General features: G+C 53.9%; 12 protein-coding genes and 1 riboswitch. Of the genes, 8 read left to right on the top strand and 4 right to left on the bottom strand.

The window, feature by feature from the left end:
* Positions 1-168: 168 nt before the first annotated feature.
* From frdA to blc, 5 genes are all read left to right on the top strand, one after another.
* Positions 169-1,965, top strand: coding sequence for a fumarate reductase (quinol) flavoprotein subunit (gene frdA, locus O1Q98_RS13930; protein WP_125260782.1), 1,797 nt, complete (start codon positions 169-171; stop codon positions 1,963-1,965).
* A complete protein-coding gene (locus O1Q98_RS13925) occupies positions 1,958-2,692 on the top strand; it encodes a succinate dehydrogenase/fumarate reductase iron-sulfur subunit (RefSeq protein ID WP_125260783.1) in 735 nt (244 codons plus the stop codon). The genes frdA and O1Q98_RS13925 overlap by 8 nt, the downstream gene beginning before the upstream one ends.
* A 16-nt stretch (positions 2,693-2,708) precedes the next feature.
* Positions 2,709-3,104, top strand: a complete 396-nt coding sequence (gene frdC / locus O1Q98_RS13920; protein ID WP_125260784.1) for a fumarate reductase subunit FrdC — start codon at positions 2,709-2,711, stop codon at positions 3,102-3,104.
* A gap of 14 nt (positions 3,105-3,118) precedes the next feature.
* Entirely contained in the window at positions 3,119-3,475 is a 357-nt protein-coding gene (gene frdD, locus O1Q98_RS13915) for a fumarate reductase subunit FrdD (RefSeq protein WP_125260785.1), read from the top strand.
* 121 nt (positions 3,476-3,596) lie between these two features.
* On the top strand, positions 3,597-4,139 hold the full coding sequence (gene blc / locus O1Q98_RS13910; RefSeq protein ID WP_125260786.1) for an outer membrane lipoprotein Blc: 543 nt from the start codon (positions 3,597-3,599) through the stop codon (positions 4,137-4,139).
* A gap of 131 nt (positions 4,140-4,270) precedes the next feature.
* On the opposite strand, the gene O1Q98_RS13905 is transcribed toward blc, so the two are convergent.
* Together O1Q98_RS13905 and efp are read right to left on the bottom strand one after the other, a co-directional pair.
* Positions 4,271-4,624 carry a DMT family protein gene (locus tag O1Q98_RS13905; protein WP_125260787.1) on the bottom strand — a complete coding sequence of 118 codons (354 nt, stop codon included), beginning with the start codon at positions 4,622-4,624 and terminating at the stop codon, positions 4,271-4,273.
* Between the two features lie 182 nt (positions 4,625-4,806).
* A complete protein-coding gene (gene efp / locus O1Q98_RS13900) occupies positions 4,807-5,373 on the bottom strand; it encodes an elongation factor P (protein ID WP_125260788.1) in 567 nt (188 codons plus the stop codon).
* 39 nt (positions 5,374-5,412) lie between these two features.
* Between efp and epmB the strand changes: the two genes are divergently transcribed.
* Positions 5,413-6,453, top strand: coding sequence for an EF-P beta-lysylation protein EpmB (epmB, locus tag O1Q98_RS13895; RefSeq protein ID WP_125260789.1), 1,041 nt, complete (start codon positions 5,413-5,415; stop codon positions 6,451-6,453).
* 63 nt (positions 6,454-6,516) lie between these two features.
* Here the strand turns inward: epmB and O1Q98_RS13890 are convergent, their stop codons facing one another.
* Together O1Q98_RS13890 and pgi are read right to left on the bottom strand one after the other, a co-directional pair.
* A complete protein-coding gene (locus tag O1Q98_RS13890) occupies positions 6,517-6,861 on the bottom strand; it encodes a DUF4156 domain-containing protein (RefSeq protein WP_125260790.1) in 345 nt (114 codons plus the stop codon).
* A 249-nt stretch (positions 6,862-7,110) separates the two neighbouring features.
* Positions 7,111-8,760 carry a glucose-6-phosphate isomerase gene (gene pgi / locus O1Q98_RS13885; RefSeq protein WP_125260791.1) on the bottom strand — a complete coding sequence of 550 codons (1,650 nt, stop codon included), beginning with the start codon at positions 8,758-8,760 and terminating at the stop codon, positions 7,111-7,113.
* A 205-nt stretch (positions 8,761-8,965) separates the two neighbouring features.
* Positions 8,966-9,163, top strand: a riboswitch (Lysine riboswitch).
* Positions 9,164-9,280: 117 nt separating this feature from the next.
* Here pgi and lysC point away from each other — a divergent pair.
* Both lysC and O1Q98_RS13875 read left to right on the top strand, forming a co-directional pair.
* The gene (gene lysC, locus O1Q98_RS13880; RefSeq protein ID WP_125260792.1) at positions 9,281-10,645 is read left to right on the top strand and encodes a lysine-sensitive aspartokinase 3; all 1,365 of its coding nucleotides are present in this window, start codon (positions 9,281-9,283) and stop codon (positions 10,643-10,645) included.
* Between the two features lie 837 nt (positions 10,646-11,482).
* The gene (locus tag O1Q98_RS13875) at positions 11,483-12,511 is read left to right on the top strand and encodes a methyl-accepting chemotaxis protein (RefSeq protein ID WP_125260793.1); all 1,029 of its coding nucleotides are present in this window, start codon (positions 11,483-11,485) and stop codon (positions 12,509-12,511) included.
* Positions 12,512-12,581 lie beyond the last annotated feature (70 nt).

Genomic DNA, 12,581 nt, shown 5'->3' with positions numbered 1-12,581 from the left:
AATCATTTCCATACAAAAAAGAGTGATTTAATCTTCGCAGCTAACTAAGCACATATTTTTTCACTCAATTTATTGACCTTGAATTAAAACGGAAAATAAATGATTAGGCTGTACTTCATATTATTTTCTTAATTTAATTTATTTAACTTAAGTAACTGGAGGCATGCAGTGCAAACCTTTAATGCCGATTTGGCCATTATCGGGGCCGGGGGAGCAGGTTTACGGGCCGCGATTGCTGCGGCACAAGCAAATCCCCAACTCAAGATTGCGCTGATTTCCAAAGTCTACCCAATGCGTAGCCACACTGTGGCGGCAGAAGGTGGGTCGGCGGCGGTCACACAAGATCACGACAGCTTCGACTTTCACTTCCACGACACCGTCGCGGGCGGTGACTGGCTGTGTGAGCAGGACGTGGTGGATCACTTCGTGCAGCAATGCCCGCGTGAAATGACCCAGCTCGAACAATGGGGCTGCCCGTGGAGCCGTAAACCCGATGGTTCCGTCAACGTACGCCGCTTTGGTGGCATGAAGATAGAGCGCACCTGGTTTGCCGCAGACAAAACCGGCTTCCACATGCTGCACACGCTGTTCCAGACTTCATTGCAATATCCGCAGATTCAGCGTTTCGACGAACATTTCGTTCTCGATATCCTGGTCGATGACGGTCATGCCCGTGGTGTGGTCGCCATCAATATGATGGAAGGTTCGCTGATTCAAATTCGCGCGAACGCCGTCATTATGGCAACCGGCGGCGCAGGCCGCGTCTATCGCTATAACACCAACGGCGGTATTGTCACCGGCGACGGCATGGGTATGGCATTCCGCCACGGCGTTCCGCTGCGCGATATGGAATTTGTTCAGTACCACCCAACCGGCCTGCCGGGCTCCGGTATCCTGATGACTGAAGGCTGCCGTGGCGAAGGCGGCATCATGGTCAACAAAGACGGCTACCGCTACCTGCAAGACTACGGCCTCGGGCCGGAAACGCCGCTGGGCGAGCCGAAAAACAAATACATGGAGCTGGGGCCGCGCGATAAAGTCTCGCAGGCATTCTGGCATGAATGGCGCGCTGGCCGCACCGTTCCCACCCCGCTCGGCGACGTGGTCTACCTCGATTTGCGTCATCTGGGCGAGAAGAAACTCAAAGAGCGCCTGCCGTTCATTTGCGAACTGGCCAAAGCGTATGTCGGCGTTGACCCGGTCAAAGAGCCGATTCCGATTCGCCCCACCGCGCACTACACCATGGGCGGTATCGAAACCGACCAGCAGTGTGAAACCCGCATCAAAGGGCTGTTTGCCGCAGGCGAATGTTCCTCTGTCGGCCTGCATGGTGCGAACCGCCTCGGCTCTAACTCGCTCGCCGAGCTGGTGGTATTTGGCCGCATGGCGGGAGAAAAAGCCGTCGAGCGCTCACGGGAAGCGTCACCGGCCAACAGCAGCGCGCTGGACGCTCAGGCCCGTGATGTAGAACAGCGTCTGAACGCCCTGATGAAGCAGGAAGGCACAGAAAGCTGGGCTAAAATCCGTGACGAAATGGGTCTGTCGATGGAAGAGGGCTGCGGTATTTATCGCACCACCGAACTGATGCAGAAAACCGTTGATAAGCTGGCCGAACTGAAAGAACGCTTCAAACGTGTGAAAATCAGCGACCATTCCAGTGTGTTTAACACCGACTTGCTCTACACCATCGAACTGGGGCATGGACTGGATGTCGCTGAATGTATGGCCCATTCTGCCATCAACCGCAAAGAGTCACGCGGTGCGCACCAGCGTTTGGATGAAGGCTGCACCAAACGTGATGATGTCAATTTCCTGAAGCATACGCTGGCGTTTTATACCCCGGAAGGCGCGCCCCGTCTGGAGTACAGCGACGTGAAAATCACCAAGCTGCCACCTGCAGAACGCGTGTATGGTGCCGAGGCCGAAGCTCAGGAGAAAAACAAGAAGGAGCAAGCGAATGGCTGAGTTGCAAACCCTGAAAATGGACGTCATGCGCTATAACCCGGAGCAGGATAGCGCGCCGTACTTCGACAGCTATGACGTGCCGTATAGCCGTGAAACCTCGCTGTTAGACGCGCTCGGTTACATCAAAGACAATTTGGCCCCGGATCTCTCTTATCGCTGGTCATGCCGTATGGCGATTTGCGGCTCCTGCGGCATGATGGTCAACAACGTGCCGAAACTGGCCTGTAAGACCTTCCTGCGCGATTATCCGAATGGCATGAAGATTGAGGCGCTGGGCAACTTCCCTATCGAGCGCGATTTGGTGGTCGATATGACGCACTTCATCGAAAGCCTGGAAGCCATCAAGCCTTACATCATCGGCAACAACCGCACACCAGAGCAAGGCCCGAACCAGCAGACGCCGGCACAGATGGCGAAATACCATCAGTTCTCCGGCTGCATCAACTGCGGCCTGTGCTATGCCGCTTGCCCGCAGTTCGGTCTGAACCCCGAGTTCATCGGGCCGGCCGCCATCACGCTGGCACACCGCTACAATCTTGATAACCGCGATCACGGTAAAAAAGAGCGTATGCCGCAGCTCAATGGCGACAACGGCGTCTGGTCTTGTACTTTCGTGGGCTACTGCTCCGAAGTGTGTCCGAAGCACGTCGATCCGGCGGCGGCTATCCAGCAAAGCAAAGTGGAGAGCGCCAAAGACTTCATGATTGCCATGCTGAGACCACAATAAGGGAGGGAGTCTATTCATGAAAACCAAACGCAAAGCGTATGTCCGTGGTATGACGCCGACCTGGTGGCAGAAACTCGGTTTTTATCGCTTTTACATGCTGCGTGAAGGCACAGCGGTGCCCGCAGTCTGGTTCAGTATCGTGTTGCTGCACGGCGTGTTCTCGCTCAAAGGCGGGCCCGAAGGCTGGAGCCAGTTTGTCGGCTTTTTGCAAAATCCGCTGGTGCTGCTGATTAACATCATTGCGTTACTGGCCGCCGTGTTACACACCAAAACCTGGTTCGATCTGGCACCCAAAGCCAGCATTATCATCGTCAATGACGAAAAAATGGGGCCAGAGCCGATGGTGAAAGGGCTTTGGGCAACGGCAGTGGTCATTACACTGGCGGTGTTAGCCATCGCCTTGCTGTTCTGAACAGGAGAGATATTGTGATTAATCAACAACCTAAACGGTCTGATGAACCGCCATTCTGGGGTCTGTTCGGTGCCGGTGGTATGTGGAGCGCCTTTTTCGGGCCGGTGATCATTCTGCTGGTCGGTATTCTGCTGCCGCTGGGGCTGTTTTCCCATGCCCTGAGCTACGATCGTATCGCAGCATTTAGCCACAGCTTTGTTGGCCGCGCCTTTCTGCTGCTGATGATTGTGCTGCCGTTATGGTGTGGGTTACACCGTATCCACCACGCCATGCACGACCTGAAAATTCACGTTCCGGCCGGTAAATGGGTGTTTTACGGCCTGGCGGCTATTTTGTCAGTCGTCACCGTTATTGGTGTCGTCACACTGTAAAACCGCTGTCAACGCTGGTAGACGGCCTGCGAATGCGGGCCGTTTTTTATTGCATCTTCTGCATTGCATCTTCTGCCCGATTTTCCTACCGTTAACGCATGTTAACCTGGGAGCATCAGCTATGGCCCACTGGCGTTTGTGGATTGTCTCGCTAACTGCGTTGTTCACCGTTTCTTGCAGCAGCCCGAAACCGCCTGCGGGCGTAAATGTCGTGGCAAATTTCTCGCTGCCCCGTTATCTCGGCACCTGGTATGAAATTGCCCGCTTCGATAACCGCTTTGAGCGCGGTCTGGAGCGCGTCAGCGCCACCTACAGCCTGCGCGAAGGCGGCGGCATTACGGTGGTGAATCGCGGATTTGACCCAGCCAGCCAGCGCTGGCGTGAAAGTATCGGGAAAGGCGATTTCACCGGAGCCCCCACACAAGGCGCACTGAAAGTCTCGTTCTTCGGCCCCTTTTATGGCGGCTATAACATCATCGCGCTGGATAACGATTACCAATATGCGGTGGTGTGCGGGCCAAACCGTGACTATCTTTGGATACTTTCTCGCACGCCAACATTATCGCCATTGATTCGTCAGGCTCTGATTGCAGCGGCACGACGTAACGGTTTTGACACCGACAAATTAATCTGGGTGAATCAGCTCACCGTTAACGGAAAATAACGACGCTTCGCGTCGTCATCAGGCAGTAAATAAAAATAGTAAAACCGCGTTTTATTTACTGCCTGACGGCAGGCCTTATTTCCGGCACCGGCTTTTTATACGCGAATGATACGCAAAAATAATTGTGCCAATTAACCCATAATCTTATCGCGGAACATAAAAAATACCGCGCCGAGTAAACACAGACCGGCCCAAATATAATCCGTGCGGAAGGGTTCTTTGAGAATGATTATTGAAAAGGGAATAAATACCGACAGGCTTATCACCTCTTGCAGAATTTTTAGTTGTCCGGCAGAAGCCACCTGGTAGCCGATACGGTTGGCGGGCACCTGCAACAGGTACTCAAACAGCGCAATCCCCCAGCTCACCAGTGCGGCAATCATCCAGGTACGGCCACTGAAGTAGCGTAAGTGCCCGTACCAGGCAAACGTCATGAACACATTGCTGAGGGTCAGCATACAGACGGTAATAATCAATGGGGACATTGGTGCGCTCCTTCATAGCAGAGAAGGCGGCATTTTACGTGATGGGGGATAAAACACCATCGGACAAGCGCTGGCGAGTGTGAGCGAATTTGTCACATGCAGGGAAAGAGGAAATACCGGGGTGCCCCGTTATCAGGTGGTACGTAACCCGCCGTCAGGCCGTTTACGTACCACAGCAGAGGTTACTTCACGCGGGAAACGTATTCACCGGAGCGGGTATCCACTTTAATCACTTCGCCAATCTGCACAAACAACGGCACTTTCACTACCGCGCCGGTAGACAGCGTTGCCGGTTTACCGCCCGTACCCGCTGTGTCACCTTTCAGGCCAGGGTCGGTCTCAGTGATTTCTGCTTCGATAAAGTTCGGCGGCTGAACAGCGATCGGACGGCCATCCCACAGCGTAACGATACACTCTGCATTATCCTGCAACCACTTGGCGGAATCGCCAACGGTTTTAGCATCAACCTGATGCTGTTCAAACGTTTCCGGGTGCATGAAATGGTAGAACTCACCGTCGTTATACAGGTAGTTCATGTTGGTATCCATCACGTCTGCGCCTTCTGCGGAATCGGTAGACTTGAAGGTTTTCTCAACGCGGGAACCTGTCAACAGGCGGCGCATTTTAACACGAGCAAAAGCCTGGCCTTTACCCGGTTTCACAAACTCACTGGATTCGATGGCATACGGCTCGCCTTCGAACATGATTTTAAGACCGGAACGGAAATCGTTGCTAGAATAAGTCGCCATAAAGGCCCTCTACATTAATACTGGTACTTAGCCAAAAAAATGGCACACATTGTAACCCTAAATATACCTTCCAGAGAAGATTGGTTAGCACAACTGGCCGACGTTATTACCGATCCTGATGAACTGCTTCACATTCTCGAGCTGGAGAATCACCCACAGCTGCGCGCCGGGCGTGATGCGCGCACGCTATTTCCGCTGCGCGTGCCGCGCGCATTCGTTGCGCGCATGCGCCGCAGTGATGCCCATGACCCGCTGCTATTGCAGGTGCTGACGGCACAAGAGGAGTTCATCTCAACGCCCGGTTTCAGCCATGACCCGCTCGATGAACAACACAGCGTTGTGCCCGGTCTGCTGCATAAGTATCACAATCGGGCATTGCTGCTGGTGAAGGGCGGTTGCGCGGTGAATTGCCGTTATTGCTTTCGCCGCCACTTCCCCTATCAGGACAATCAGGGCAACAAGGCGAACTGGCGTCAGGCGCTAGACTATATTCGCCAGCACCCCGAGCTTGATGAAATCATTTTCTCGGGTGGCGACCCATTGATGGCGAAAGACCATGAACTTGACTGGCTATTAAGCGAGCTCGAGCAGATTTCACACATTAAGCGTCTGCGTATTCACTCGCGCTTACCGGTCGTTATCCCTGCGCGCATCACCGATACGCTCTGCCAGCGGTTAGCCAACAGCCCGTTGCAGGTCATTCTGGTGACGCACATCAACCATGCTAACGAGATAGACCAAAGCCTGCGTTATGCGATGCAGCGCCTGCGTGAAGCGAACGTGACACTGCTGAACCAAAGTGTGTTATTGCGTGGCGTGAACGACAATGCTGATGCCCTTGCCACGCTGAGTAATGCCCTGTTTGATGCGGGTATCCTGCCCTATTACCTGCATGTGCTGGATAAAGTGCAGGGGGCCGCGCATTTTCTGGTGCCGGATAACGAAGCGCGCGCGCTGGTGCGCCAGCTTATGACGAAAGTGTCCGGGTATTTAGTGCCGAGTCTGGCAAGAGAGATAGGCGGTGAAGCCAGTAAAACGCTACTTGATATCGGTATGGTACAGCAAGTCAGTCAGGCATAAGCCGAGATGCGTCACCGGTAGCGACCGGTGACGATAACAGCCGCCCTTATTATGGGCACGGAATTATGGGCACTTATAAACCTGCCCTTGCATCTTGCTATCGAGTGGCGCAAAGCTTGAAAGGAAGGTTTGGCTGGGAGTGGTCACGCCATAAATCACGTTACCACCCATTTCGGCCGCGCGGTTACGCAGGTCATTGGCCGCACCGCGCATTGCGCTGCCCTCATTGCCACTGCCCGATAGCCAGTTAGATTGTGTACCCGTGATATTTCCCAGCAACTGGCATTGCGCCGCCGGTTTCGTGTCACTGAAACGAACCGATTGACCGGCTGCCGTCAGTGGGTTCGTGGTGCTACATCCTGCCAGCAGAGTCACGCCAGCCAGTACCATCAGTATGCGAATCCGCATGCTCCCCTCCGTGATAATCAACCTATTAACCAGAGCCCACCAAACTGAGGCCTGGCACACCTATTGGATGACAAAACCGCTTGATGTTACCACCATCGGGCAGGTAATCCGCAGCACAGCCATCACTATTTGCGCCCACCGCTGTACCCACGGTGACATCATCATGACAGCGATCACATCACTGTAAACACACAGGCCCCAAATGCGGGGCCTGTGATAATCATTGCGTCATGTGCGCCGTCACCGTTATTACGCACGCCACTGTTTAAAGCAGTTAATCAGCCCATTGGTGGAGCTGTCGTGGCTGCTCACTGCGCTGTCATCCTGAAGTTCAGGCAAAATGCGGTTAGCCAACTGTTTGCCCAGCTCAACACCCCATTGGTCGAAGGTGAAGATATTCAGAATGGCACCCTGAGTGAATATCTTGTGCTCATACAGCGCGATCAATGCGCCCAGGCTATATGGCGTAATTTCACGCAGTAAGATGGAATTGGTCGGGCGGTTGCCTTCAAACACTTTGAACGGCGCGATGTGCTCAACGTCACTGGCGGACTTCCCGGCTTGTGCAAACTCGGCATCCACCGCCGCACGCGATTTACCGAACGCCAGAGCTTCCGTCTGGGCAAAAAAGTTCGACAGCAGCTTGCTGTGATGATCACTGAGCGGGTTATGGCTGACCGCTGGTGCAATAAAATCGCACGGAATCAACTTGGTGCCCTGATGGATCAGTTGATAGAACGCATGCTGGCCGTTGGTGCCCGGCTCTCCCCAAATAATGGGGCCAGTCTGGTAATCCACCGCATTGCCATTGCGATCGATGTACTTGCCGTTAGATTCCATATTGCCCTGCTGGAAGTAAGCGGCAAAACGGTGCATGTACTGGTCGTAGGGCAGAATGGCTTCGGTTTCCGCACCGAAAAAGTTGTTGTACCAGATGCCGATCAGCGCCAGCAATACCGGCAGGTTCTGCTCAAAAGGGGTACTCGCGAAGTGCTGATCCATGGCATGAGCGCCACTGAGCAGTTGTTCAAAATGGTCGAAACCGACGGACAGCGCAATCGACAAACCAATCGCAGACCACAGCGAATAGCGCCCGCCGACCCAATCCCAAAACTCGAACATATTCGCAGTATCAATACCGAACGCGGCCACCGCTGGCGCATTGGTTGAGAGCGCGGCAAAGTGTTTGGCGACATGCTTCGCATCACCCGCTGTGTCCAGGAACCAGTCGCGGGCGCTGTGCGCATTGGTCATGGTTTCCTGCGTGGTGAACGTCTTCGAGGCGACCAGGAACAGCGTGGTTTCCGGGTTAACGCGCTTGAGGGTTTCCGCGATATGCGTGCCATCCACGTTAGAGACAAAGTGCATATTCAAATGGTTTTTATACGGACGCAGCGCCTCCGTCACCATAAACGGGCCTAAGTCAGAGCCGCCGATACCGATATTCACCACATCGGTGATCGTCTTGCCGGTATAGCCTTTCCAGTCACCGTTTATCACCCGCTCGCTAAACTGTTTCATCTTCGCCAGCACCGCGTTGACTTCCGGCATCACATCTTTGCCATCCACCAGAATCGGGCTGTTACTGCGGTTGCGCAACGCGACATGCAGCACCGAACGCTCTTCGGTACGGTTGATTTTCTCGCCGCTAAACATGGCGCGAATCGCCTCGGCCAGCTCGGTTTCACGTGCCAGCGCCTGCAATTTCTCCAGCGTTTCAGCCGTGATCCGGTTTTTGGAATAATCCACCAAAATCTGGTCGGCAAACGTGGCGGAAAAGCGGGCAAAACGCGCGCTATCCTGCGCGAACAGTTCGCTGATAGTTACCGTTTTCATCGCAGCAAAATGCTGCTGCAATGCTTGCCAGGCGGCGGTCTGCGTCGGGTTGATATTTTTCATCACACTACTCTTCGGTTTGAGAACAAATCTTTCAGTTAGCAAGCGAATCACGCCTGCGTTTTGTCCCGATTGTATCCCTTAACGCGGCACGGGGAAGCCCTTTTCTTGCGAAAAGCCACGCATGATTTCAATCATGATTTCAATGTTGATTGACAGCCGCGACGTTACCCGCTATTTGTAAAAGACTACTTGCGCACAGGTTGCGCAAGCCAGAAGAGGAGCACCGCCCAGGTGAGGTATCGGAGGAGCCGTATCCGACGATGATACCCGAGGGGGAGCGGTGCCGAGGTAGCAGGTCACTGCGGTGTGGTCGCTATCGACTACAGGGGCTGAATCCCCTGGGTTGTCACCCGCATCGTTGCGCAACGCGCAATGATAAGCAAGGTGGAGCGCTTCTGGGTGTGCCGTAGTTCGATCCTACGCCTGCCCCCTGCTTACCGCTCTTCCCTTGTGCCAAGGCTTAACGATGGAATGCTGTTGTCAATGATGACAATCGCGCCCCTGACACGAGGTTTTTTAAATGTCTGCTAACACGAGTACCTCTCTGATTATTGCGAAATTCGGCGGCACCAGCGTCGCGGATTTTGACGCCATGAACCGCAGCGCCGATATCGTACTGGCTGACCCACTGGTGCGTGTGGTGGTGCTGTCCGCCTCTGCGGGCGTGACCAATTTGCTGGTCGCACTGGCCGAAGGCCTGCCGGCATCAGAGCGCCTCGCGCAGTTAGATAAATTGCGCCAGATTCAATACGCTATCATTGACCGCCTCAACCAGCCTGCCGTCATCCGCGAGGAAATTGATCGCATGCTGGATAACGTCGCGCGGTTGTCGGAAGCCGCAGCCCTTGCCACATCCAATGCGCTGACCGACGAGCTGGTCAGCCACGGCGAGCTGATGTCTACCCTGCTGTTTGTCGAAATTCTGCGTGAGCGCAGCGTCGCCGCCGAGTGGTTTGACGTGCGTAAAATCATGCGCACTAACGATCGTTTTGGCCGCGCTGAACCGGATTGCGATGCGCTGGGTGAACTGACCCGCAGCCAACTGGCACCGCGTCTGGCAAAAGGATTGGTGATAACCCAGGGCTTTATCGGCAGCGAAGCCAAAGGCCGCACCACCACGCTCGGGCGTGGCGGCAGTGACTATACCGCCGCCCTGCTGGGCGAAGCGCTCCATGTCGGGCGCATCGACATCTGGACTGACGTCCCCGGTATTTATACCACTGACCCGCGCGTGGTGCCGTCGGCTCACCGCATCGACCAAATTACCTTTGAAGAAGCCGCTGAAATGGCGACGTTCGGTGCCAAAGTGCTGCACCCGGCAACACTGTTGCCCGCCGTGCGTAGCGATATTCCGGTGTTTGTCGGCTCCAGTAAAGACCCGGCAGCCGGTGGCACGCTGGTGTGCAACCAGACAGACAACCCGCCGCTGTTCCGCGCACTGGCGCTGCGTCGCAAGCAAACGCTGTTAACGCTGCACAGCCTTAACATGCTGCACGCACGCGGTTTCCTGGCGGAAGTGTTCAGTATTCTTGCGCGCCACAATATTTCGGTAGACTTGATTACCACCTCAGAAGTCAACGTCGCCTTGACGCTGGACACCACCGGCTCCACTTCAACCGGCGACAGCCTGCTGTCGAGTGCATTGCTAACCGAGCTCTCTTCACTGTGCCGGGTTGAAGTCGAAGAAAATATGTCTCTGGTGGCATTAATTGGCAATCAACTGTCGCAAGCCTGCGGTGTCGGTAAAGAGGTATTTGGCGTGCTCGAACCGTTTAATATTCGCCTTATCTGTTACGGTGCCAGCAGCCACAACCTCTGCTTCCTGGTACCCGCGCAGGATGCAGAACAGGTGGTGCAAACCTTGCATCGTAATTTATTCGAATAACGTAATTCGAATAATGTCATTCGAATGAACCGTTATTTTAACCCATGACGCCGCCTGTCGGCGTCATGCTTTTTTCACGTAACGTATTTACCCGCACCGCCGTAAAACCCCGCCATCATTACTCACAGCCTGCCTGAGCTCACCACGCTTTCGCTCTCGTTATTTATTTTCGCTCTTATCTTACCTGAGCTAATTATCACTGCGATCCGTCAGCTGAAATAACCGTTCTCACCGATTATTTTCGGCAAATAAAAAGAATAGGCAATCATATTGCAAAGCCCTCGTTTTACCGCTTTACCGCTTTACCGCTTTACCGCTTTACCGCTTTACCGCTTTACCGCTTTACCGCTTTACACCGACTGTGGCTGAAAAAGCCGCTATGCCGTGCCAGCGCACGCTCTATTGCATACCTGCGTAGGTCATTGGGTTCAGGCATTTCGTTTGAGTATTTCGCTTGGGTGTTTCGTTCAGAAAATGCGCCGGACTTATACTCAAATGCCCCCACCACATCATCATATTGCAGTCTATTATTCAGTGTAAGGAGTCTGTAGCTGGTAATACGCTCCATTTATCAGCGAAATGGCAGAATAAACCCGCTGTTAATTTACGTACAAAATAATCTGTTTTAGAAAAAAAGAAATTCTGATTATTTTTAATAATATCGCCTCAGCAACCATGAAATAATCTTTTTTAGCTTTCTTATTTAACATTAATCGTGTGTATTAGTCAGCCCGCAGAATTCGGGGCAAGTTATCTATCTATTTCTGCGCCCGGTTTATTGATTAAGGCGTAAAACACATTTCATTTTTTCGATGAAAGGAAACAGGGAGAAATCGCATGGCAAATCCTCATGAAATTGTCGAGCTCAGTCACCACATTCGAAAAGTCGCTAATCATAAAATCGCCGATATTGACCAAATAAACCGGGAAACCACATTTTTAGCACTCAATGCACTGATTGAAGCGGCACGGGCAGGCGAGGCTGGCCGGGGATTTGCGGTTGTCGCCAATCAGGTGAAACATGTTGCTTCGCTGATTAGCGAAATCACCACATCCCTGAATCAAGAGCTGGCCGGTTCGCTTTCTAAACTGACGGAGCTTGGCGACAACATGATGTCGCAACTGCACCATCATGAAAGCGGTCGCTGCGTCGATCTGGCGCTGAACATGATAGACATCATCGACCGTAACCTGTATGAGCGCTCTTGTGATGTGCGCTGGTGGGCAACCGATGCGGCGGTGGTTGAGTGCGCCAGCGCACCGGATATGACCGCTCGCCGCCACGCGTCACAGCGCTTATCCGTGATTTTGGGCAGCTACACGGTCTATCTCGACTTGTGGGTAACGGATCTGGACGGCACTATTCTGGCCAATGGCCGGTCACAGGAGTACCCGGTTGCGGGCCAGAACATCGCCGACATGGAGGTGTTTCGCCGGGCTATCGCCACACGCAGCGGAGCCGATTATGTCGCCGCCGATATCCAAACTCTGCCGCAGTTGCGTCATGCCGCCGTCGCCACCTACGCTACCGCCATTCGTGAAGGCGGCGAGGAGCATGGCAACCCCATCGGCGCATTGCTGATTTTCTTTGATTGGGCTGCACAGGCGGACACCGTGGTGAAAAGCGTGCGTCTTAGCGAAGAAGAGTGGCAACGCACACGCTGCATGATTGTCGATTCCACGTCACGCGTCATCGCCTGTTCAGATAACAGTATCGCACTGGGCGAGCGTATGACGTTGCATACCGACGGTAAACGCTCCGGCTATTATCAGGCGCAAGACAAAACCGTCTCTTTTGCACTGACGCCGGGCTATGAAAGCTATCAGGGGCTGGGTTGGTATGGCGTGATTGAGCAGGCGCGCTGAGGCGCAACACACCCAGCGCGCCTAAGCTGGCGCGCGTGTGTGCGCCATCGTTAGCCATGCGATGGCGCCT

Origin of the sequence: Dickeya lacustris, assembly GCF_029635795.1 — a bacterium.
Taxonomy (GTDB): domain Bacteria; phylum Pseudomonadota; class Gammaproteobacteria; order Enterobacterales; family Enterobacteriaceae; genus Dickeya; species Dickeya lacustris.
The sequence above is the reverse complement of the archived record's forward strand: the minus strand, read 5'-3'. Positions and strand labels throughout refer to the sequence as shown.